Source organism: Polyangium fumosum, from assembly GCF_005144585.1.
Taxonomy (GTDB): domain Bacteria; phylum Myxococcota_A; class Polyangia; order Polyangiales; family Polyangiaceae; genus Polyangium; species Polyangium fumosum.
In genome coordinates, this window is the sequence record NZ_SSMQ01000068.1 from 46659 (window position 1) to 68556 (window position 21898).

Below are 21898 nucleotides of genomic sequence, written 5' to 3' on the forward strand. Positions count from 1 at the left end.
TGACGCACAAATGGGCCGATTGGCAAGCCGGTCAGGGGGTCTCTGGGGGGGCCGCAGGTGCGGGCGGGGTCGCGTCCGAGGGGAGGTCCTCCGTTTCGGGCAGGCCGGCGCGACGGCGGGCGGTGGGCTTGACGCGGTCGGCGAGGGCCTGGCGATCGGCGAGGACGAAGAGCAGGGAGGCGAGATCCGCGATGGCGGGATAACGACGGCCCCAGGTCTCGAGCTCGGTGTTTTTCTTGTCGAGCGTGGCCTGTGCTTCGCGTCTTTCGCGCTCGACGTCGCCGAGGGCGCTTTGCATGGCGTCGGCTGCGGCTTTTAGATCGTCGGCGGTGAGCAGGGGATCGATGGTGAGGCCCTTCATCTTGGGTTTTTCGATGAGGGGGCGCGTGCGGAGGAGTTTTTCGACGCTGCCGGCGGTGTGGATGAGGCTTTGGTTGTCGTCGGGCAGGGCTACGGCGAGGCCGTAGGCGGCGGCGACGGAGACGTCGTAGTTGTTGGTGAAGGCTGTGCGCAGCGCGAAGAGCTGGCCTCGGAGGTCGGCGATGGTTTGTTCGCGCCTCTTGCGATAGCCGTCGTCGTCGGCGAGCTCGTTGGTATGGACTTGATCGGCCTCGACGAGGCTCGTGGTGATGCGACCGAGCAGTTGGCCGAGGGCCGTGACGACGTGACCCATGGTCATGCCGGGGGGCACGCCGTTTGGGAAGAGCAGCGCGTCGAGGGCGGGCGCCACGCTCGGGCCATGTATCTGGATGGCTGCGACGACCGTGTTGGTGATCGCGACGCGGTCCGCGACCATGCGGGAGACCTTGACTGTCATGGGGGGAGCCTCCGAGGTGGACGGATACGCTACCTTTGTGTCGGGAGGAATCCAAGAAAGAGGGTCGTAAAGATCACGCAAGGAGACGGCGAGGCGGGAGGTTCGTGGTGAAAGAATGTGACCCGGGGTACGGCGGTGGGTGCGTTGGAGCGGCGATGCGAGGGGGGTGGGGGGCGCGGGGAGGCGAGGTTCAGGCGGGGAAGAGCGCGGGGAGGTGGTGGGGCGCGAGGTTCGCGGGCGGGGGGACGGGGAAGGGGCGGTGAGGCGAGGGCGGGCGTGGTGAAGAGGGGAGCCGGGCGCGGCGACGAGGGAGGGGGCGTGGGGAAGAAGGGCCGGCGGCAGGGGACAGGGGGGAGGCGGCGCGTGAAGGGGAGAGCGGGACGTGGGGAAACGTGATGGAGGATGGATGAGCCCATGAAAAAGGACGTTCGGCGGCGGCATCTCGGCTGGGCTCAGGTGGGGCGCGGCAGGTCGCTGCGGGGGAATGCCTACGAAGCGACCAGGATCACAGCGTCCACTGCGTCGTCGACAGGGCGACCGTTGGAGCGAAAGACCAGGCGAGCAAGCCGCCCCCTTCGGTGTTGGGAGGCGGCGAGGCGAACGTGTGGATGGTGAACGGGAGACCCACGCGGAGCTGGAGCTTCTCGGCGGCGCGGACGTCGATGAAGCCGCCGATCGTCAACGTCCGCGCCGTCATCGCCCCGTCGTAATACGGCACTGGATCGTTGCAGCCTGCGTCCTCCAGGCAGCGCTGCATGGCGAACATGCCTCCGAACGCGATGCCGCGCTGGAAGCCGCTCACGTCGATGTCGCCGATGCCGTAGTTGTGCGCCGTCTCGAGGAGGAAACCGATGCGGCGCTGCGGGGCGTCGATCTTGGGGGTCGCTCGTTTCGCCCCGTACGAGACCGTGGCGCTCACGCGTGAGCTGCGGCTGGGGAACCAGATCAGCGAACCGGCCCCGCCAAACCCCGCGATCCCGTGCTTTACCGGCTCCGCTGCCGGCTCGCCTTCCTTGGGGCTCACCTTGGGCCCTTCGATGTACGGGAAGAAGTCGACGCTCCCCTCGACGCGAATGGCCCAGCCGTTGGAGTAGGCTGCCGTCATACGTTCGAGGGCGTAGGCCTTGTAGATGCATTCGCCCCGCGCTCCCTCCAGTGTTGATCCGGTGGTTTCGTAGAGCTTCTTGGCAGCAGCTTCGGCTTCTTTTATCTGCTGCTCCTTGCCCGATTGCGGGGTAACCTTCGTGTTTTGCCAGGTGACGTACAGCTCGCGAACGTATCGGTCCACGTCCTTGTTTACAAGGGTCGGGACGGTCATACCCTCGAGGTTCAATTTCGTCAGCGCGACTCTGAGTTCGTCGGCCGCCTTCCTTACCCTTGTTTCAGCATCGGATGTCAGGGTGTTCTTGCACTTGTCCTTGATCCTGGCCACCACACTCCCGCCGAGCTGCTTTCGCAGCCGGTCGGTGACCCTGTTGTACCCCGTCGATACGGATACCCCCCAGGGCTTGCCGAAGTCGGACTGGCCGCGAATTTCGACCCGCGTGTCCGCGACCACCGGAGGCGGCTCGTCCAAGAAGATGAAGGGGGCGAAGACCCCGCGAATGGCAGCGCCTTTCTCGCTCACGAGGAGCGACGCCGCGAGGACGTCGAGCGTCGGCGCTGCGACATCCGGCGCGAGGCCCAGCGAGGGAATCGTCGAGACCGGGTCGACGCCTGCCTTGGTCAGACTGCGCCGGTCGGCGGGTATGCCGAGGAGCACCTCGTCAGGCATCCCCGGGACGATGTCGGGCTCCGGCGCTTCTCCGACATCCGGAGCTTGAGCGTTCGCAACACCAGTCGAGGCGAGGAGGAGCCCCGCCGCAAAAAGCAGCGCGCGCATCAGTCCTTGAGCTCCAGCGGATCGAAGCTGCCTTCCAGCACCGTGGGCGTCGTGCCCACGATCTTGGTCGCGATGATGCGCCAGCGTTCATCGATATCTTTTGTCTCCGGATCGTTCTTCAGCGCCGAGGAATGGGCATACAACGTGAGCTGCGCATTTCCCCCCATCGTCCGCACCCGCACGCGAATGTCCACGAAGCGCGCGACGAGCTCTTCCGGGACCGGAAGCGATCGGGTCTTCGCCCGGTACTCGCCCACGGATCCTGGTACGTCGCCGAGGTTTGCAGTCGCGCTCTCCACGAAAAATGCAATGTCGCCTTTCGCCTTGATTCCCAAGTGGATCTGCGGCTTTTCCGATTTGCTGGACATGATCCTCTCCTTTTCATGAGGCGGCAGCCATACCCCTCGCCTCAGACCCGCACCGGTCCTCGGTGTCCCATCCAGAGACAAAAAGCCGCTCAGGATGTGGATGACCCAAAGCGAAGGAAATACGGACTCCGCACAAATAGAATACGTTACATGAGGCGTGGTCCGGCTTGCAAGCACAAACTGGTGTTCCTCGACGCGACCCTTGCATACCGATCCGCTATCGAGGTTCTCCTCACATTCCCACCCCGACCAGCGCTCCGCTCCCCGTTCGCCCCATGACCGCCGCGCACGACCTCCTCGACCTTCCCCGGCAGGTCAGCGCTTTCGTCGTCCGCCTCGTCGAGGGCGTCACCCAGCCCGAGGCCCTCCTCGACGCCTAGGCCATCCTTGCCAGAACCATGCGCGTAGACCCACGCAGAACGAGGTAGGGTTTCCCCCATGTCCGGTGCCGAGCTGCCGAGCTCCCTCGAAAAGCCCAAAGCGCCTCTGCCCACCAACGAAGATCCCCCCGCGGGCGCGCTCGAGCGGGTCGCGGCGCGGTTCACGGCGTGGGCCGAGCGGTGGATCCCCGACGCGTTCGTGTTCGCGCTCGTGGCCACGTTCCTCGTGGTGATCGCGGCGTGGGTGAGCCTGTCGTCGAAGCAGGGCGCGGCGAGCGCGGCGGCCGAGGTCGCGGCGATCTGGGGCGGCGGGTTCTGGGAGCTCATCCCGTTCACGTTGCAGATGTCGCTCGTGATCATCACAGGCTACGTCGTCGCGACGACGCGGCCGGTGTATCGGCTGATCCGCGCGCTCGCCGCCGTGCCGCGCTCGCCGCGGGTGGCGATCGCGTGGGTGGCGCTGTTCGCCATGCTGTCGTCGTGGTTCAACTGGGGGTTTTCGCTGATCTTCAGCGCGATGCTCGCGAAGGAGACGGCGCGACGCGTGCGCGGCGTCGATTACCGCGCCGTCGCCGCGAGCGCGTTCCTCGGGCTCGGGAGCATCTGGGCGCAAGGGCTCAGCGGGAGCGCGGCCCTGCAGATGGCGACGCCGAGCGCGCTGCAACCGGCGACGCGCGCGATCGTGGAGGCCGGTGGCAAGGTGCCAGGCGGCGTGATCCCGCTGTCCGACACGATCTTCCTGTGGCAGAGCCTCGTGTCCGTCGGGATCGAGATCGTCCTCGTGACGGTGCTCGTGTACCTGTACGCGCCGTCCGCGGCGCGGGCGCGGAGCGCGGCGGATCTCGGGATCGATATGGGTCGATCTCCGCTCGAAGCGGACCAGCCGCCGCGCAAGGCGACGCCGGGCGAGTGGCTCGAACATTCGCCCCTCCTGAGCGTGCTCTTCGTGCTTCTTTCGGGCGCGTACCTCGTCGGGTACTTCGCTTCGAGCGGGCAGGGGCTCAACGCGTTGAACCTCAACACGGTGAACCTGATCTTCCTGACGCTCGGGGTGCTCCTGCACGGGACGCCGGCGCGGCTGATGCGCGCGGTGAAGGAGGCGACGCCGGGCGTGTGGGGCGTGATCTTGCAGTTTCCGTTCTACGCGGGGATCGCGGCGCTGATCGTCAAGACGCATCTCAACGAGTCGATCGCGGGCTTTTTCGTGGGGCTCTCGACGCCTCGGACGTACCCGGCGGTCGTGGCGGTGTACTCGGCCGTGCTCGGGGTGTTCGTGCCGAGCGGGGGGTCGAAATGGGTGATCGAGGCGCCGTACGTGATGCAGGCGGCGCACGATCTGAAGGTGCATCTCGGCTGGATGGTGGCCGTCTACGATCTCGGCGAGGCGCTGGCGAACCTGGTGCAGCCGTTCTGGATGCTGCCCATCCTCGGCCTGTTCGGCCTCAAAGCGCGCGACGTGATGGGCTACACGTTCATCGTATTCCTCGTGCTCTTGCCCGTCGTGCTTCTGCTCGTGACCGTGCTCGGCGCGACGCTACCGTATCCACTCTGAACGGCCTTATGCGGCGACGCGCGAATCCGTTCCTCCATGTCGACATCCTGCGCCGTGTGACAATGGGCACGTTCTGTGAATGCAGAAGTGATCGCCGTGCATTGCAGAGATGCGATTCGAGGGGGGTAGGGCGCACGTAAGCCGTGGAAAGATCGAATCGATTCCATTGGCCCGCGGGTTGCTCTAGTCCTCTGCGAGCGCCTGCTCCGGTCCCCCCCCACCGTCGAGTAGGCGCTCTTTTTTGTCCATCGCTCGACAATGTGATCAGCATTGCCGATGTGTGGCGGAGGCGAGGTCGTCTCGCACGGATGCAACGCCTTCTTGCAAGGTTGCGATGTTGGAAGGTCGATCCGGCGTGGATCTTCGCGGAGCAGGGGGCTCCTGAGGTTGGTACGCGGGTTGCTCTAGTCCTCCGCGAGCGCCTGCTCCGGTTCCCCCCCCCCGCCGTCGAGTAGGCGCTTTTTCTTTTTGTTCGTGGGATCAATCGACGCGAACGATGGCCACGTGCTCGATCCTGCCGGGCGGCAGGACGTCGACCGTCAGGAAATGACGGCCGATGCCATCCATCCGCTCCGGGATCGCGCCGCCGCCGCCCGTGATGTGCGCCGGGATGCCCGCGTTCTCGAAGGCGTAATACGAGTGGACGTGCCCGTAAAACGTGAGGTCGACCCCGCCCCGGGCGAGCTGCGCGAGGAGCTTGTCCGCCTCGGCCCGGCTCGCGAACGAGCCATTGCGTGAGCCGACCGGATCGATCGGCACGATGTGCATCGTGACGACGTGCAAGCGGTCGCGGCTCCCTTCGAGCCAGCCGTCGAGCCACGTGTAGACGAGCGGATCGAGCGTGGCGCTCGCCGAGTCGATCATCGAGAAGCGCACGCTCCGGAAATCGAAGGTGTAGTTCCCGCGGCCGAAATACTCGTGGTAGAGGTCGTCCCGCGTGCCGAGCTCGTGGTTGCCGAGCGTCGCGTAACACGGGAACACGAGCGTCTTCATCTCGCGCTGGAACGTTTCGAGCTGCTCGGGCGTGCCCTGCGCGGTGAGGTCGCCGCTGATGAGCGCGAAGCGGATGCCAGGCGTCGTGTTCATCTTCGAATAAATGTCCTGGACGTCGCCGATGGCCTCCTGGACGTCGGCGAAGACGGCAAACCGCCACGGGTCGAGCAAGGCCCGATCGGGCGCGGCGAGCGAGAGCGTGATCTCCTCGTTCGCGGGGAGATCGAGGCGGAAGGTGCGCTCGGTGGGGAAGGGCGCGGCGACGATTTCGACAGGCAGGGGCGCGCCTGCCTTCGTGGCGGCGACGAGCTCCGCGTCGGGGAGGAGGTTTTCGATGCGAACGTCCCAGGCGCCCCCCTCGGCGGCGCCCGTGGTCAAACGGAACGAGAGCGTGGGCGCGGAGGCCCAGAGATGAAGCTCGCGCGGGCCGAGGCGGCGAACGGCGGCGAGGCCCTCGGCGACGTCGACGCGGACGGCGCCCTGCGAGGCGCGGCCGATGTCGAGATCCCGGCGGGCGCGGCCCTCGGCGACATCGAGGCAAGAGGCGAAGAGCGGCGCGGCGGACGCGACGAGGAGCACGGCGAAAAACGAGGCGATGGGCTTCACGGGTTCCCTCCATACCGAAAAAGGAGCGAGGCGCGGCCGACGAGCGCCGAGCCGCCCTGCACGTCGAAGAGCGCTCCCCAGCGAGGCGAGAAGAAGAGCCGGGTCTGCGCCCCGAAATGTCCAGCGATGCCGCTGCCGAGGCCAGGGTTCTTCAGCCCGCCGGCGAAGCCGTCGTGGCGGTGTTCGTAATAGGCCATGGCCTCGCCGCGGGGGTATCCGCTGTGGCCGAGGTACATGCCGAACGCCATACGTGGGGTGAGGAGATCGTTCGCCTCGACGCCGATGCCGGGGTACCGATGCGCGGCATACGCGAGGCCGAGGCCGAGCTCGGCGAAGGAGCCGCGCAACGTGGGGCCGATGCGGGCGAGGTCGAGCCGGCCGAGGAGGTTCACCTCGCCCGTCGTCACCGAAAACCCCTCGGTGCCGTAGCTGTGGTTCGTCAGGGCGACCTCGATGTCGAAGTACGAGCCGTCGCGCGCGCGTTCGCTCGTCGAGGTGCGGGGGCCGAAGAAGCGATACGCGGCGGAGATGCGGGTGCGGGCGTTCGTGTCGTCGAGCGCGAAGTAGCCGAGGGCCGAGAGGCGGACCGAGCCGGCGCGGAGGTCGGCGCCGGGCGTGAGGAAGGCGTTGTAGGCGAAGTTCGGGTCATGGACGAACATGACGCCGAGCTGGGTCTCGACCGAGGGCAAAGAGACCGGGGGGCTGCCGGTGCCGCCTTCGGGCGCGAGGACGCCGTAAATGTCGGCGAGGGCCGAGAGGAAAAAAACCGCGGCGCCGGTGACGGTGCCGAGGATGATCGGGCCGATGAACCTGCGCGTCGCGCCGGTCGCGGCCGCGCCGCCGAGCCCGGCGACGATGAGCCCCGCCCCGAGGCCCTCGGCGCCGAGGAGCACGAGGCCGGTGCGGGTATGGCCGAGGACGAGGTGCCCCGTGCCATGCACGAGCGCGCCGGGGACGAAGGAGCCGGCGACGGCGAGGGCTTTGCGGCCGCTGCTTGGAGGCGGATTCGGCGGGGCCTTGGGTTCGCCGGCGGCCTGGGCTTTCGTGGCGGCCGGCGCGTCGGCGTTCCGCGGGGCCTCGTCGGCAGCGGCAGGGAGCGCGGGAAGGAAGAGGAAGGCGGCGGCTGCGAGGGCCGGTCCGGGTATCGAAGGCCGCCTCGAGGAAGCGATGAAGCCTGTCACGATCGCAGAGCTTAGCTGAAATTCGAGCTTGTCTTTCCAGCCTGAACGGCTGTTTAATGCTCTTCGGAGGCGTACCACCGCGAGGCCATCCATGAACCGGATGAAATACGGGGCTCTGTATCTCTCAGCGCTGCTCCTTTTGGGGATGGCGGCGTGCGGCGGCGACGGGTCGTCCACCACGCCGACCGGATCCACAGCCGGTACGGGCGGCGGCGGTGGTGGCGGCGGCACGGGCGGCGACGGCGGCACGGGCGGCGACGGAGGAAGCCCTCCCGTCCCGCCAGGGCCTCCCGGCACGGACACCGTGAGCGCCGGCAACGTGGTGAGGAGCCCGAGCTACAAGATGGTCTTCACGCTCGGGCAGCCGACGCAGAACCAGACGAAGACGACATCGCCCAGCTATCGGATGCAGGGCGGCCTCATTGGAGCGAACGGGAGCTTGCCATGAGCAACGGGATGATCACGCGCCTGATCTCGGCTTCGGCCGTCGCTTTTGCGCTCTCTGCCGGCGCCGCCGTCGCAGAGGCCGCGGTGCCGCAGACCATCACCCAGCAGGGCCGGCTCTACGACGAAAAGAATGCCCCGGTGAATGGCACGCTCCAGGTGACGTTCGCGCTCTACGCCGATCCCGCGGCGGCCGATCCGATCTGGACCGAGTCGCACGACATCACGTTCGAGGAGGGGTACTTCTCGGCGAACCTCGGGACGGTCACGGCCTTCGACAAGAACGTCTTCGACGGCTCGGTGCGGTATCTCGGCATCAAGGTCGGTAGCGATCCCGAGATGACGCCGCGATCCCCCGTGCAAAGCGTGCCCTACGCGATGGTCGCGGGGGACGCGATCGGCGACATTCATCCGACGTCGGTCTGGGTCGGCGACACCCTCGTGATCGACAGCACGGGCAAGTGGGTCGGGGATCCGACGGGGCTCATGGGTCCCATGGGGCCGCAAGGTCCCGTGGGTCCGACGGGCGCGGCCGGTGCCAAGGGCGCGACGGGCGCGACGGGCGCGACGGGCGCGACCGGTCCGCAGGGTCCGAAGGGCGAGACGGGCGCTACGGGCGCGAAAGGCGCGACGGGCGCGACGGGCGCGACGGGCGCGACTGGTCCGCAGGGTCCGAAGGGCGAGACGGGCGCGACCGGTCCGCAGGGTCCGAAGGGCGAGACGGGCGGGATCGGTCCGCAGGGTCCGAAGGGCGAGACGGGCGTCGTATCGGTCCGGAGCCTCGATGCGCCGGGCATTTCCGTGAACGGGAGCTCGCTCGTGTTCGCGTGGGCGGCGACGCCGGTGAGCGTGAACGTCGTCGCGGCCGGGCAACGGATCACGGGCTCGGCGGTGGCCATCCTCGGGTCGAGCTCGGGGACGGCCACGTCGGTCGGCTTTGGCCTCTGTTACCAGGCCTCCGGAGGTCAGATCATCCCGTTCTACCCGACCTCGTACACGACCACGGCGAGCATCTCGGCGCGCGCTCCGTTCGCCGCCGCCGGCACGGTGTCGGGCCTCGCGGTAGGGACGTACAGCGTCGGGTTCTGCGTGCGGAACGTCTCCGCGATCTCGCTGAACTCGAACGACGCGATCAACGGCTGGGTCATGGTGACCAACTGAGCGACGGGCGTCCTCGTTCGTCGTGTCCATCCTCTCGATCCTCGTAGACACGGTCACGCGCGCGGCGCACGCGTTCGCCCTCGCGATCGCGCCGCCGCTCTTCGCGCCCGAGCCCGGCTCCGGTTCGATCGGGGGCGCCCTCGTCGCGGCCGTGGTGCTCGCGGCCGTGGTGCTCGGCGCGCTTCGCCTCGCCGCCCGCGTCCGCTCGCCCGAAGCGAGGATCGCCGCGGTCGCGCTCGTCCTCTCGGTTGTCGCGTCCCTCGTCGTCGGCGCGTACTTCCGCGGCCCTCGCGCGCCGCTCGGCCGCGGCGTGCTCTTCGTCGCCGTGCCCCTGTGGGCGGGGCTCGCCGCGTGCGCGGGGATCGTGGCTCCGCGCAGGAACGCGCGGCTCGTCGCGTCCGCCGTCGTGGCCCTCGGCCTCGTGCTCTTCGGCGCGTCGGCCGAGTGGCTCTTTTCGACGCCGCAGATGTGGTGGCAGACCGTGCTCCGCGACGGCGACGCGCGGCGCGCCCTCGACGTGATCACCGAGCCCCAGGCGCGGGCGCGGGATCACGCGGCTGCGCTCGCCGTCGTCGATCGGTGTCTCACGCTGAAGCCCGCGAGCTGCGCCTGCGCCTCGCGCCGTGCGTTCGTCGTGCTTCACCTCCGGGACATGCCGCGCGCGCTCGAAGCCGCGCAGGACGCCGCGGGCAGGTGCCCGGCCGATGCGCTCGCGCAGGCCGCGCTCGCCGCCACGCTCGCCACGAACGGCGAGGGGAAGCGGGCCGAGGAGGTCGCGCGCGCGGCGCTCGTGGACGCGCGCGAGCCGCTGCTCGACTACGGGCTCGCGCTGGCGCTCGATCAGCAAGGTCGGACGGCGGAGGCGGTCGCGTCCGCTCGGCGGGCGTTCGAGGGAGGGGCCGGTCGTGACGCGGCCGTCCTGCTCGGCGCGCTGCTCATCCGCGAGAACGATCTCGACGGCGCGGAGAAGGTCCTCGCGCCGATCCCGAAGGAAGCCCCGAACGACGCGGAGGCGCTCTTCGACCTGGGGATCATCGCGGACAAGAAGAACGATTACAACCGTGCCCGGGAGCGTTACCTCGCCGCGCTACGCGCCGATCCGGGCCTGACGGCTGCGCGCCGGAACCTCGCGCTGTTGACGCTGCGGTTTGGGATCTTCGAGGAAGCGAAGCACCATGCGCGCAAGCTCGTCGAGGCCACGCCTGGGGACGCGCGGAGCGTGGATCTCTTGCACCGCATCGAGCTCGCCGCCCTCGAACGAGCCGCGCGGTCTCCCACGCCCGCGCCCTGAGCGGGTGCAGCCGCAACCCGAGCCGATGCACCGGAAGCGCCGTGCCGGGGCTCTGCCCCGGACCCCGCGGGGGGCTGTCCGCCCCCTCGACCCCGGACCAGGCACAGCCTGGACCGAGGGTTGAAAAACTGCGCTCCGCGCAGTTTTTCAAACAGGCCGACGAAGAAGCCAGGTTGCCAGCAGAACCCGCAGCGCGGCTGTCTTGGTTGGCGACGCCGTTGCCGGTCTTGACCGGGCCTGTTCGATGAACTGCGCGGAGCGCGGTTCATCGAGCCTGGGTCCAGCCCCTGGCTGGTCCGGGTCCAGGGGTGGACAACCCCTGGTCGGGGTCCGGGGTAAAACCCCGGTTCTCCCTCAGCGATAGGGCCCGAGGCTCGTCGCGCCCGCGAGCGCGGCGACCGCGGCGGCGAACGCGTCGGCCGTGGCGAGCATCTCCTCGGGGTCCTGCACGAGCGGCAAACGAACGCCGAGGCGTGTCTCTTCGAGCAGGGGCTCGCGCCCCGTGGCTTTGGTGAGCGTCGCGCTCCACGAGGCTGGAAGCTCGCGCTCGGGCCGCGGCGACCAGAGCCGGCTCTCGGCTGGGCGCTCGCCCTCCCAGCGGTGATCGAGCGACAGGGGGATCCCTGCGCGGGAGAAGTTTTCCACCGCGAGATCGCCGACCCGGAGGCGCGCGCCGCGCTGCGCGGCGAAGTGCTGGAAGGCGGGCAGGGCCGGCGCGAGCGCGGCGGGCGGGGGCAACGTGGCGATCGCGATCGCGAGGCGGTGCGCGAGCAACTGGGCACGCGCGAGGAAGCGCTCGAGGCCTGCGACCTGGTAGACGCCGCCTTTCTGCACGACCACCGTGTGTTCGTCGTCGAGGGCGGCCTCGTCGAAGACGTCGAGGGCCTCGTGCACCTCGGCGCTGAGCAGGCGGGCGGCCTGGACGGCCTCGCGCGCCCGCACCGTGAAGCGCTTCGCGAGGCGTTTGTCCAGGCCGGGCAGCTTTGCGCCGAAATCGGTCCAGCGCCGTTCGGCGAGGCGCAGATCGAGGCCGAGGGCGGGGAACGAGAGCTCGGCGACGACGCACGGGCCGAGGCCCTCGCGATGCTCTTCGGTCACCTCGATGCGGATGCCTCGTACGTCGAGGACGAGCACGGCCTGCTCGGGATCGAAGTCGACGACCGTGGCCCCGGCGGCGCGGATGGCCTCGGCGGCTGCGCGCCAGACGGAGAGGTGACGTTGTTTGCCGACGAGCGGCAGGCCTTTTGCGGGCTTGCGTAGGCCTTTCTGGCGCTCGACGGCGACGGGCACGCGCAGGGAGAGATCACGGCCGAAGGCCACGACGGCGACGACCTCGAGCGCGTAGTCGACGCGGATGAACGGGGAGTGAAAGGTCGGCACGAGCTCGGCGGGGATGCCGATGCGGAAGGGGATCGAGGTGCCTTCCTCGGGCGTGCCTTCGAAGAGGGTCCACGTGCGTCGGTCGACCTCGGCGGGGCCGGCGGTGCTCGTCACGAGCGCGGTCTCGATCGCGCTCGTGGCGAGCTCGATGCGCCGGAGCTTGCGATCGCCGAGGCCCGTCAGCGCGATGGCGCCCGTGAGGCTGCCGTGGACGGGGAGGCGTTGATCTTCGAGGGAGAGCTCGATCACGGGGTCTTCGCCGCGGTGTTCGCCGGCCTGGCTCGTGAACACGCGCGGCTCGGGGGGCGCGGCCCGCGTGGTCGGCACGCGGATCGGGATGACGTACGTTTCGTGGCGATCGGGCCACCACGGGATGTGCACGTGGACGGAGATCTCGTACTCGATCGTGCTGTATCCGCTGCGGTAGGTGGGCGGGAGGCCGTGCGGGAGGGGGAAATCGATCGCCTGGTCCAAGGTCCCCGGCTGGAGGACGCCTGCGGGAAAACGCTTCCCGAGCCGCACGATCTCGCGGCGATGGTATCTGCGGGTGCGGGTCTTGCCGCTGGAGGACGTGCGTTTGTAGCGCGACTCGCGGCCCACGAGCTCGACGTCGATCGCGTCGAAGGGCGTCTCGGTCTTGGATTTCAGGTGGACGTGAACGCGGAGCGTGTCGCCGGCGGTCGGCTCGGCGGGGTCGAGGTACACGGTGACGTCGGGGCGGCTGCGCATCAGGGCGAGCCATCATCCACGAGGAGAGGGCGGGGGCACAAGGTCGAGGGCGCGGGCCCGGCCACGGAAACGTCCGCGGGCATAACGTGGCGCCCCCCGGCAGCCGACCCGTCAGTGCGCGGAATGCCCGGATCCGCCTTGCAAATCGAGCATGCCCATCATCCCGGCGTCGGCGTGATCGAGGATGTGGCAATGAAACATCCACATCCCCGGCCGATCGTCGTACCGCACGGCGAAGCGGCCCGTGCCGTCGACGGGGACGTTGACCGTATCCTTCCACTCCATCGGGTGGATCGGGGCGAGCGACGCGTCGAGTGGTTGGAAGAAAAAGCCGTGCAAATGGAATGGGTGGTCGAAGTCCATCGTGTTTTTTACGGTCCACACCTGCGTCTCGCCCACCATGGCCGGGACCGGCACGGCTTCCCACGAGGGCACGCCGTTGATGCCCATTACCATCTTGCCGTCGACCTCGCCTTGCGTGAGGTCGAGCGTGATGGGCGTCGCGCCCGCGAGATCCAGCGGCGTGATCACGCGATCCGTCTTCGGCCGCGGCGTCTCCGTGACCTCGGCCTCGTCCGTGAGGCGCACCCGGAAGACCTCCTCCTCGGGCCGGTTGAACGTCGTTCCATAGCCGCGATCATAGGGCACCCAGCGCACGGCGAACGTCGATCCCGGCGCGCCGCGGGGCACGACCAGCACGTCGGCGCGCTCGCCCGGCGCGAGCACGAGGGCCGCGGACTCGACGGGCTTCTCCATGAAGCCGCCGTCGCTGCCGATACGCGTGAAGGTGTGTTCTTTCATCGCGAGCTGGAAATATCGGCTCTTCGCGGCATTCACGAGCCGCCACCGCTGCCGCCGGCCCGCGCGCGCCTGGATGACCGGGTTCTTCCGGCCATTGACCAGCAAGAGATCGCCCTCGCGTCCGAAGAGCGTGCCGAAATCGAGGCCCGTCTGCGGATCCTGGAGGGAGCCGTCGTCGCGGATCGCCATGTCCGAGAGCACGAGGACGAGCTCGTCGCCGAGATCGGCGGGCTCGGTCGGGTCGTCGACGAGCAGCGCGCCGTAGAGGCCAAAGCCGAGCTGCGCGGCCGAATGGACGTGCGGGTGGTACCAGAAGAGGCCCGCGTCCGGCAGGACGAAATCGTAGGTGAACGTCTCGCCCGGCTGGATCGCCGGCTGGCTGTGCTCCGCCGCCCCGTCCATCGCCGCGGGGATTCGTAGCCCGTGCCAGTGGATCGTCGTCGGTTCGGGCAGCGCGTTGCGGAAATGCACGATGAGCCGATCGCCCACGTTCGCCCGCACGAACGGTCCGGGGATGCTGCCGTCGTAGGTCCACGCGGGCGTCTTCAGGCCGGCGACGAGCTCGAGCTCTTCGATGCGAGCTTCGAGGTCCATCTCGAAGGTCTTCGGGTCGGTGTTTCGGTCCGTCGCGGGGCGCATGGCGACCGCGGAATCCCAGCCTTCGGGCTGCGCACCCGGGTCCGGGCCACCGCAGCCGAGGCCGAGGAGCCCGAGCAGCACGAGCGGCGCTCGGCGGCGCGGGAGATGTGTTTTCCGGGGCGCGGCGAGAGGGAGCTTCGACATCGCAGGAGCGAGCATCCGCCGAGCCCCTCACGAATGCAAGCCGCGGCGCGACGGCGCGTCTTGCGAGCGAAAGGCATCTGCTCGTAGGATGCCCAGGATGTCGGTCCACGTCTCCGGCTCGGCTGTCGGGCCTCGCCACCTGCGCCGCTCTTCGATGAGCGCGCGCGGGGGACGGGCGTGGACGTTCGTGTTCGTTTCGCTGTCGATCCTGCTGCTCACGTACGGGTGCGTCTCGCCCGATAGGCCCTACGGCGAGGGCCCTCCGGACGGGGGCACGGCGGGGCAAGGCGGCGGCGGGATGGGCGGCGGGGGCGGGCAGGGCGGCGACGCGAACGGCGAGCCGTGCAGCGACAGCCTCGCGTGTGGATCCGGCTTCTGCGTGGACGGCGTTTGCTGCGACGCCGCGTGCACGGGCACGTGTGTGTCTTGCAAGGCGGCGGATACGGGGCAGTCGAACGGCACGTGCGCGCCCGTGATCGCGGGCTTCGATCCCGAGAGTGAGTGCGCGGACGAGGGCGCGTCGTCGTGCGGGCACGATGGCTCCTGCGACGGCGAGGGCGCGTGCGCGCTCTACAAGGCTGGGACCGAATGCGCGCCGCAGTCCTGCGTCGATCAAACGAAGGTGCTCGCGAAGACCTGCGACGGCGCCGGCACCTGCATGGACACGGGGACGGTCGATTGCGCGCCGACCGCCTGTGTGAACAACGTGTGCGCGACCGACTGCACGAACGACGACGCCTGTGCGGCCGGGAAATACTGCGATGGGGCCTCGGGGGAGTGCCTCGACAAGAAGGCCATCGGCGAGGCGTGCCAGGGGAACAAGGCGAACCAGTGCGCGAGCGGCTTCTGCGCGGACGACGTCTGCTGCGACGCGGCCTGCGAGGGCAACTGCGAGGCGTGCACGGCGGCGCTCACGGGCGGCGCGAACGGCACGTGCGCGGCCATCCTCGAAGGGACCGATCCCCACGGGGATTGCCTGGATCAGGGCCCGAGCTCGTGCGGGAACGACGGCACGTGTGACGGCAAGGGCGCGTGCCGCAACTACATGGCGGGCACGATTTGCGCGCAGGGCGGCTGCGCGGGCGGCGTCCAGACGAACCCCGACACCTGCGACGGCATGGGGAGCTGCGTCGACAAGGGCACGGCGAGCTGCGCGCCGTATGCGTGCGCCGGCGACGTCTGCGCCTCGATGTGCGTGATTGACGTGCAGTGCGCCGCGGGCCAGTACTGCGCCGCGGGCGCGTGTGTGCCGAAGAAGGCGGCGGCCGCGAGCTGCGGCGGCGCGAACGAGTGCGCGAGCGGCTTCTGCGTCGACGGCGTCTGCTGCAACACGGCCTGCGGCGGCACCTGCCAGGCGTGCTCGACCTTGAAGAAGGGCTCGGGCGCGAACGGCGTCTGCGGATCCATCGCGCTCGGGAGTGATCCGGACAGCGAGTGCCTCGATCTAGGCGCGCCCTCGTGCGGGACGAACGGCGTCTGCAATGGCGCGGGCGCTTGCCAGCTCTACGCCGCGGGCACGGTCTGCGTCGCGTCGAGCTGCACGGGATCGACCCAGACGAACGCCGACACCTGCAACGGCATGGGCGCGTGCGCCGACGGCGGCACGAAGGCGTGCGCGCCCTACGCTTGCGGCGCGGGGACCTGCAAGCAGACCTGCGTGGCCGACGCCGACTGCACGTCGGGCAACGCCTGCGTGAACGGCATCTGCGGCACGAAAAAGCCGCTCGGCACGGCCTGCGCGGCGGCGAACGAGTGCCAGAGCAACTTCTGCGTCGACGGCGTCTGCTGCGACACGACCTGCTCCGGCCTCTGCCAGGCCTGCTCGGCGGCGAAGAAGGGCGGCGGCTCGACGAACGGCACCTGCGGCGTGATCCTCGTCGGCACCGACCCGGACAACGAGTGCACCGATCAGGGCGTGATGACGTGCGGCACGAACGGCTTCTGCAGCGGCATGGGGAGCTGCCAGCTCTATCCCGCGGGCGCCGCGTGCGTCGCGGCCTCGTGCTCCGGAGCGACGCTCACGAAGGCCGACACGTGCAACGGCATGGGCGCGTGCATCGACGCCGGCACGCAGCCCTGCGCCCCCTACACCTGCAGCACGAACGCTTGCAAGGCGACGTGCGCCACGAACGCCGACTGCGCCTCGACGTCCTACTGCGTCGCGCCGGCCTGCGTCGCGAAGAAGGGGACGGGCGCGGCATGCGCCGCCACGAGCGAATGCGCGAGCGGCTTCTGCGTCGACGGCTACTGCTGCAGCACCGCGTGCTCGGGCCTCTGCCAGGCTTGCTCGGCGGCGAAGAAGGGCGGCTCGAACGGCGTCTGCGGCAGCATCACGACCGGCACCGACCCGGACAACGAGTGCGCGGCCGCCGCGGCCTCGACCTGCGGCGCGAACGGCTTCTGCGCCGCCGGCGCTTGCCAGCTCTACGCCTCGGGCACGGTCTGCGTCGCGGCGAGCTGCACGAACGGCGTCGAGACGAAGGCCGACACGTGCAGCGGCACGGGCACCTGCGCCGACAACGGCACGAAGGCCTGCAGCCCCTACGTCTGCGGCACGACGGCGTGCAAGACGATGTGCGCCGTGAACGCGGATTGCGCGGCCGGGTTCACCTGCTCGGGCGGCACGTGCACGGCGGGGGCGCTCTAGCGGATCCCGATGAAGCTCGAAGAAGGCGCGATCATCGACGGAAAATACCGCATCGTCCGGTTGCTCGGGCGCGGCGGGATGGGGGTCGTGTACGTCGCCGAGAACCTGCGGGTGAAGCGCCAGGTCGCGATCAAGGTGCTCTCGCGCGCCGCGACCGAGCTGCACGGCGACGCGCTCGTCCGCTTCGAACGCGAGGCGCAGGCGGCCGGGCAGATCGGCTCCGATCACATCGTGGAGGTCCTCGACCTCGGCACGACCGAGCAGGGCGATCGCTTCATGGTGATGGAGCTGCTCGAGGGCGAGACGCTGAAGGAGCGCGCCAAGCGCGGGCGGATCTCGATCGACAAGATCGTCGAGCTCTTCCGGCAGCTCCTCGACGGCCTCGAGGCCGCGCACGCCGCGGGCATCATCCACCGCGACCTCAAGCCCGACAACGTCTTCCTCCAGAAGAAGAAGGCCGGGCACGACGACTGGGTGAAGATCCTCGACTTCGGCATCTCGAAGTTCTCGGGCATGTCGGGCGAGGCCGCGCAGCACACGCGCACGGGCGTCGTGATGGGCACGCCGTTCTACATGAGCCCCGAGCAGGCGCGCGCGGCGAGCTCCGTCGACGCGCGCAGCGATCTCTACACCGTGGCCGTGATGCTCTACGAGATGCTCACGGGCCAGGTGCCCTTCAGCGGCGAGACGTTCGCCGAGCTGATGTTCAAGATCGTCTTCGAGTCGCAGCCACACCCGAAGGCCGTGAGCCCGATGCTCGACGACGAGATCTGCGGCATCGTGGTCAAGGGCATGCACCGCGATCCGGCCGCGCGCTTCCAGAGCGCCGACGAGTTCCGCGTCGCGCTCGCCGCCTGGGAGGAAAAACGCGCGAGCGGGCAGCTCAAGCGTTCGCCGCTCCCCTCGGTCTCGGATCTCTCCTTGCCGCCGCGCTTGGGCGTGGCCACGCCCGAGCCGCCGCCGGTCTCGACGCCGCTCGGCGCGGGCGCCCCCGCCGGCCCGCCGAGCAGCCCCTCCGACCCGGGTTCGTCGCCGCCGAACAGCGCCTCGTTGACGCGGCAGACCTGGGCGCAGAGCGAGCGCGCCTCGGTCCCAGCGGGCAAACGCAAGGGAGGGCTCGTCGCCGTGGGCCTCGCGGTCGTGGTCGCCGTGTCCGCGGGCGGGGGGTACATCGTTCTCCGTGGCGGCTCCCGGGTCCCGGAGGCACCTTCGAGCGCCGCGGCCGCCCCTGCACCCACGCCCGAGCCCGAACAGGCCGCTCCGGCGCCCTCGCCGTCGGCCTCGGCGGCCACGATCGCGCCTCCGGCGAGCGCCTCTGCCGCGGTCAAACCCGCCTCGACGTCGAGCGCCGCGCCGGCCGTGACGACCCAAGGGGCGGCCACGAAGAAGAGCGTGACGAAGAAGGTCGTCACGGACTACGGGTATTGAGCGGGGGTTGCCCCGTAAAACCTAATACCTTGGGAGATCCCCCGGCTCTGCCGGGGAGGCAGCCGAAGTTTGACATTTCCGGGATTCTAAAGGCGGAACCCCCTTCGTGAGCCGCTCAAAGCAACACGAAAGGGGTTCCAGTGGACGAGTACAACAGTCTCAACCATACGAAGTGGGAGTGCAAGTACCACGTCGTGTTCATCCCGAAATGTCGGCGAAAGGTGCTGTACGGAGAGCTTCGCCGCCACCTCGGTCCGTTGTTCCGGACGCTTACGGAGCAGAAGGACAGCCGGGTCGAGGAGGGGCACCTCATGCCGGACCACGTTCACATGATGCTCTCGATCCCGCCGAAGCACGCGGTGTCGCAGGTCGTCGGTTACATCAAGGGCAAGAGCGCGATCCACATCGCGCGGACGTTTTTGGAGCGGAAGCGGAACTTCGTGGGCCAGCACTTCTGGGCGCGAGGGTACTTCGTCTCGACCGTAGGGAGAGACGAAGCCGTCATCCGTGCATATATCAGGAATCAGGAGGCAGAAGACCGGCGGGTCGAGCAGCTCCGCCTCCTGTAGGATCGAGCGCCACCTTCAGGTGGCTCACAAGGCCGCTCGTGAGCGGCCAATAAATCAGCCGCTTTGAGCGGCTCACTCTCCGAAACCCCCCGGCTTTGCCGGGGGATCGTTAGAACCGACCGACGACCCCGCCGCCCTGGGGTCCGATCCACGGGGTCACGAGCGCCTTCGACGGCGCCTTCCCAGGCGTTCCTTTCGACACCACGAACAGCACGACGCCGGTGACCGTCAATGCGCCGCCCGCGGCGAGGCCGATGACGCCGATCGTCCCTTTTTGATTCGCGTCCTCGTCGAGCGCGCGCACCGCATCCGCCGGCGGTCCCCAGCAGCCGGCGCCGCACGTGTCGAACGCCTCGTCCGCCTCCGCCCGTTTCGCCAGCGACAGGCCCCCGAAGACGCCGCCGGCCCCGAGCCCCGCCACGCCGAGCCCCATGAGCACGACCCCCGCGATCCGCCCCGGGCTCGTCTTCCCGGGCGGCTGCTCCCGCCCACCTGCGGGCCCCGTCGGCCCCACGGGCGTGCGCACCGGCGTGATCGGCGCGGCGCTCGCCACGGCCGCGAGCTCCAGCACGACGGCCGCTTTTTCCCCCTCCTTGATGGTCACGCTTTTCTCGGGCGCCGCCATGCCCTCGGCCGTCGCGCGCAGGACATGCGTGCCGGGATCGATCGGGCTCGGGATGCCGAGGAGCGCCGCGGGGAGCGGCTTTTCATCGACCGTGACGACGACATGTTTCGCCTCGGGCGTGGTGCTCACCTGGAGGGACGGGATGCGCGGCGAGAGGTCGGCGAGCTCTTTCTCCGCGTCGGCCTTGGCGTTCCTGAACGCGGCGGGCGCCTTCGGGCCGAGCTCCTCGCGCACGATCGAGAGGTAGGCCTCCTTCGCGAGGACGAGCTTTCCAAGGGCCGCATACGAGCGCGCGAGCATGAGCACGTGGGTCGGCGCGTGGAAGAGCGCCTCGGCGCGCAGGAACATGTCGACAGCTTCGGCGTAACGCGACGCCTTGAACGCGTTCGTGCCGTTCTCGGCGGCGGCGCGGGCCCCGGCTTTCGCCTCGGCGCTCGCCGTGGGCTCCTCGGCGCGGACGGGCGAGGGCGCGAGCGTGGCGCTCGCGAAGAGGCCTGCGGCGAGGAGGGCGCGGGCGCCGAGCTTCATGGGGGGTCGGAGTCTACGTGAGACGGCGCGGATCTGGCAAATTGTCCTTTACGGGGCGCGGAGGCAGTGCGAAAACATGCAATTGCAGAGGAGCCGCGTATGGCGATGGCGAGCCCGTGGGGCACGAGCAAGGCAATCTTGGCGGTCGGGTCCCTCGGGATCCTGGCCGGGTGCGGTAGTTACACGTCCGACTACGTGCCGCCGCAGGACGGGCGCGCCCGTGTCCTCTGGCAAGACGATCACGTCGTCGCCTCGCTCCCGAGCGAGATCTCCGGCATCAATTGCAGCGAGGCCGTCCGCAACCTGTCGTCGGATCCGCAGCCGTATTCGACGTATTACGGCGGTTCGACCGGCGTGGTCTATTATCGTCCCTGGATCGTCGTGCGCCCCGCGCCCCTGGTGATCGTGGGATCCGGCAGCGGCTCGACCACGCCCCGGGCCATCCCCCGGACAGCAGCGACCCCAAGCGTCGCCTCGAGCGGCGGCTCCGGCAGCATCAGCGGGGGAGGCGGCAGCGGCAAGAGCAGCGGCGGAGGCGGGGGAGGCGGCGGCGGCGACCTGGGCAAAGCCGCGGTGGTGCTCGCCGTCGTGGCACTCCTGACGCTCCCGATCATCACGCTGAGCCTCGGCTTCACCCGGCCAGAGCCCGAGGCCGACGTCGCGAGCGCAATCGACGAGGTCAATGCCTACAACGACCTCGCGCGCCTGCCCGACTCACCTTGCGCGGCCCGGCCCGCCGGAGAAATCCAATGAGCACACGGCACGCCTTCGTGATCCTCGGGCTCTCAGCAGCCGCGCTCGCAGGCTGCAGCTCCGGGTTCACCACCGTCGAGCCGCGCGTGCTCGCCCCACACGAGCTCACGCTCCGCTACGAGAACGAATTCCAGGTGCATTCGCCCCAAGGCCTCGTCGCAACCGGCGTACGATATCGAGGCCTGGCCGAATACGTAGCCTGCGTGCCCGACGCCGAGCGGCACGCCCTCGCAGCCGAAAGCGCAGGCGACGCGGCCGTAGGGCTGACGATCGCAGGCCTCACGCTCGGCGTAGGCGGCATGGCCGGCCTCGCAGGGCTCGCCTACCAAAACGACCCCGATCTCATGTGGGGCCTTTTGCTCGGCGGCCTCGGCGTCGAGGCCATCGGCCTCATCATGACAGCCATCGGTCGCGCCACGAAGATCGACGCACACGGCAACGCCGTCGACGCCGTCAACTATTACAACGACGCCGTGGGCAGCCTCGGCGGTCGTTGTGGTCCACGCGGCGCCGAAATCCCACAGACGCAATACATCGATCCACCCGCCGCACCCGCCCCCATCTATCCGGTTCCCGTCCAACCCGAAGTGCCCATGCTACCCCCCGCATTGCCGGAGCCCGAGGGGACGACGCCCCCGCAGCCCGCAGATCTGCCGCCCGAGCGGATCATCCTCGACAATCCGTGACCTAGCAGCCGCCGCGCCGCACCCGGGGCGCTGCCCCGGACCCCGCGGGGGGCTGTCCGCCCCCTCGACCCCGGACCAGGCACGGCCCTGAGCATTGGTTCCATCTCCGATCGGTACATTCCCCCCCTCTGACGACATTTAGCGAGGGAGATGTTGGATGCAGAGGCGGCCTCGTCGGCGGAAGCGTGGGCACAGGAGGAGTTCGGGCATGCGGACCTTGGAGACAAGCGGCGGACCCGGCGACTGACGCGCATGGCCGCCCAGGCGGTGCAGTGTCCGTCGGGCAAGGTCAGT

Annotated in this window: 18 protein-coding genes; 10 read left to right on the top strand and 8 right to left on the bottom strand. The window is 69.3% G+C overall.

The genetic code is table 11. The annotated features are described in order from the left end of the window. Nucleotides 1-31 precede the first annotated feature (31 nt). The 3 genes from E8A74_RS41290 to E8A74_RS41300 all read right to left on the bottom strand — a co-directional run bounded on the left by E8A74_RS41290 (nt 32) and on the right by E8A74_RS41300 (nt 3067). A complete protein-coding gene (locus tag E8A74_RS41290; protein ID WP_136934625.1) occupies nt 32-817 on the bottom strand; it encodes a hypothetical protein in 786 nt (261 codons plus the stop codon). 505 nt (nt 818-1322) lie between these two features. Further along, nucleotides 1323-2393, bottom strand: a complete 1071-nt coding sequence (locus E8A74_RS41295) for a hypothetical protein (RefSeq protein WP_136934626.1) — start codon at nt 2391-2393, stop codon at nt 1323-1325. A gap of 305 nt (nt 2394-2698) precedes the next feature. Continuing rightward, on the bottom strand, nt 2699-3067 hold the full coding sequence (locus tag E8A74_RS41300) for a hypothetical protein (protein WP_136934627.1): 369 nt from the start codon (nt 3065-3067) through the stop codon (nt 2699-2701). 438 nt (nt 3068-3505) lie between these two features. Between E8A74_RS41300 and E8A74_RS41305 the strand changes: the two genes are divergently transcribed. Next, on the top strand, nt 3506-4999 hold the full coding sequence (locus E8A74_RS41305; RefSeq protein ID WP_136934628.1) for a short-chain fatty acid transporter: 1494 nt from the start codon (nt 3506-3508) through the stop codon (nt 4997-4999). A 480-nt stretch (nt 5000-5479) separates the two neighbouring features. Here E8A74_RS41305 and E8A74_RS41310 read toward each other — a convergent pair whose 3' ends face one another. Continuing rightward, complete coding sequence (locus E8A74_RS41310) at nt 5480-6598, bottom strand: metallophosphoesterase family protein (protein ID WP_276568026.1); 1119 nt, start codon at nt 6596-6598, stop codon at nt 5480-5482. Then, complete coding sequence (locus E8A74_RS41315; RefSeq protein WP_136934629.1) at nt 6595-7779, bottom strand: hypothetical protein; 1185 nt, start codon at nt 7777-7779, stop codon at nt 6595-6597. Before E8A74_RS41315 ends, E8A74_RS41310 begins: the two co-directional genes overlap by 4 nt. Before the next feature lie 100 nt (nt 7780-7879). On the opposite strand from E8A74_RS41315, the gene E8A74_RS41320 reads away from it, so the two are divergent. From E8A74_RS41320 to E8A74_RS41330, 3 genes are read left to right on the top strand one after another with little or no spacing between them, the layout of a single operon-like run. Next, the gene (locus E8A74_RS41320; protein WP_232379976.1) at nt 7880-8227 is read left to right on the top strand and encodes a hypothetical protein; all 348 of its coding nucleotides are present in this window, start codon (nt 7880-7882) and stop codon (nt 8225-8227) included. Further along, nucleotides 8224-9384 (top strand): collagen-like protein, encoded by a 1161-nt coding sequence (locus tag E8A74_RS55720; RefSeq protein ID WP_269749924.1) that lies wholly within the window; start codon nt 8224-8226, stop codon nt 9382-9384. The genes E8A74_RS41320 and E8A74_RS55720 overlap by 4 nt, the downstream gene beginning before the upstream one ends. A gap of 22 nt (nt 9385-9406) precedes the next feature. Continuing rightward, a complete protein-coding gene (locus E8A74_RS41330) occupies nt 9407-10675 on the top strand; it encodes a tetratricopeptide repeat protein (protein ID WP_136934630.1) in 1269 nt (422 codons plus the stop codon). Nucleotides 10676-11029: 354 nt separating this feature from the next. Here E8A74_RS41330 and E8A74_RS41335 read toward each other — a convergent pair whose 3' ends face one another. Together E8A74_RS41335 and E8A74_RS41340 are read right to left on the bottom strand one after the other, a co-directional pair. Further along, a complete protein-coding gene (locus E8A74_RS41335) occupies nt 11030-12784 on the bottom strand; it encodes a vacuolar protein sorting-associated family 26 protein (protein WP_136934631.1) in 1755 nt (584 codons plus the stop codon). 111 nt (nt 12785-12895) lie between these two features. Continuing rightward, on the bottom strand, nt 12896-14368 hold the full coding sequence (locus E8A74_RS41340; RefSeq protein WP_136934632.1) for a multicopper oxidase family protein: 1473 nt from the start codon (nt 14366-14368) through the stop codon (nt 12896-12898). A 97-nt stretch (nt 14369-14465) separates the two neighbouring features. On the opposite strand from E8A74_RS41340, the gene E8A74_RS41345 reads away from it, so the two are divergent. From E8A74_RS41345 to tnpA, 3 genes are all read left to right on the top strand, one after another. Continuing rightward, nucleotides 14466-17015: a hypothetical protein gene (locus tag E8A74_RS41345; RefSeq protein WP_136934633.1), complete on the top strand. Its 2550-nt coding sequence runs from the start codon at nt 14466-14468 to the stop codon at nt 17013-17015. Between the two features lie 9 nt (nt 17016-17024). After that, the gene (locus E8A74_RS41350) at nt 17025-18443 is read left to right on the top strand and encodes a serine/threonine protein kinase (RefSeq protein ID WP_136934634.1); all 1419 of its coding nucleotides are present in this window, start codon (nt 17025-17027) and stop codon (nt 18441-18443) included. Between the two features lie 140 nt (nt 18444-18583). Beyond that, entirely contained in the window at nt 18584-19012 is a 429-nt protein-coding gene (gene tnpA / locus E8A74_RS41355) for an IS200/IS605 family transposase (RefSeq protein WP_136934635.1), read from the top strand. A 109-nt stretch (nt 19013-19121) separates the two neighbouring features. On the opposite strand, the gene E8A74_RS41360 is transcribed toward tnpA, so the two are convergent. Beyond that, the gene (locus E8A74_RS41360) at nt 19122-20165 is read right to left on the bottom strand and encodes a peptidase associated/transthyretin-like domain-containing protein (protein ID WP_136934636.1); all 1044 of its coding nucleotides are present in this window, start codon (nt 20163-20165) and stop codon (nt 19122-19124) included. 99 nt (nt 20166-20264) lie between these two features. Between E8A74_RS41360 and E8A74_RS41365 the strand changes: the two genes are divergently transcribed. The 3 genes from E8A74_RS41365 to E8A74_RS56165 all read left to right on the top strand — a co-directional run. Then, the gene (locus E8A74_RS41365; protein ID WP_136934637.1) at nt 20265-20918 is read left to right on the top strand and encodes a hypothetical protein; all 654 of its coding nucleotides are present in this window, start codon (nt 20265-20267) and stop codon (nt 20916-20918) included. Continuing rightward, complete coding sequence (locus tag E8A74_RS41370; protein ID WP_136934638.1) at nt 20915-21604, top strand: hypothetical protein; 690 nt, start codon at nt 20915-20917, stop codon at nt 21602-21604. The genes E8A74_RS41365 and E8A74_RS41370 overlap by 4 nt, the downstream gene beginning before the upstream one ends. Before the next feature lie 150 nt (nt 21605-21754). After that, on the top strand, nt 21755-21898 hold a 144-nt coding region (locus tag E8A74_RS56165), incomplete at its 3' end, for an IS4/Tn5 family transposase DNA-binding protein (RefSeq protein WP_136934639.1).

What these genes read in the sequence shown, in the direction of transcription:
- E8A74_RS41335 (WP_136934631.1), bottom strand. Translation starts at nt 12,784, where the DNA reads ATGCGCAGCCGCCCCGACGTCACCGTGTACCTCGACCCCGCCGAGCCG.
- E8A74_RS41365 (WP_136934637.1), top strand. Translation starts at nt 20,265, where the DNA reads ATGGCGATGGCGAGCCCGTGGGGCACGAGCAAGGCAATCTTGGCGGTC.
- E8A74_RS41320 (WP_232379976.1), top strand. Translation starts at nt 7,880, where the DNA reads ATGAAATACGGGGCTCTGTATCTCTCAGCGCTGCTCCTTTTGGGGATG.
- E8A74_RS41290 (WP_136934625.1), bottom strand. Translation starts at nt 817, where the DNA reads ATGACAGTCAAGGTCTCCCGCATGGTCGCGGACCGCGTCGCGATCACC.
- E8A74_RS55720 (WP_269749924.1), top strand. Translation starts at nt 8,224, where the DNA reads ATGAGCAACGGGATGATCACGCGCCTGATCTCGGCTTCGGCCGTCGCT.
- E8A74_RS41360 (WP_136934636.1), bottom strand. Translation starts at nt 20,165, where the DNA reads ATGAAGCTCGGCGCCCGCGCCCTCCTCGCCGCAGGCCTCTTCGCGAGC.
- E8A74_RS41370 (WP_136934638.1), top strand. Translation starts at nt 20,915, where the DNA reads ATGAGCACACGGCACGCCTTCGTGATCCTCGGGCTCTCAGCAGCCGCG.
- E8A74_RS41345 (WP_136934633.1), top strand. Translation starts at nt 14,466, where the DNA reads ATGTCGGTCCACGTCTCCGGCTCGGCTGTCGGGCCTCGCCACCTGCGC.
- E8A74_RS41305 (WP_136934628.1), top strand. Translation starts at nt 3,506, where the DNA reads ATGTCCGGTGCCGAGCTGCCGAGCTCCCTCGAAAAGCCCAAAGCGCCT.
- E8A74_RS41300 (WP_136934627.1), bottom strand. Translation starts at nt 3,067, where the DNA reads ATGTCCAGCAAATCGGAAAAGCCGCAGATCCACTTGGGAATCAAGGCG.
- E8A74_RS41350 (WP_136934634.1), top strand. Translation starts at nt 17,025, where the DNA reads ATGAAGCTCGAAGAAGGCGCGATCATCGACGGAAAATACCGCATCGTC.
- E8A74_RS41340 (WP_136934632.1), bottom strand. Translation starts at nt 14,368, where the DNA reads ATGTCGAAGCTCCCTCTCGCCGCGCCCCGGAAAACACATCTCCCGCGC.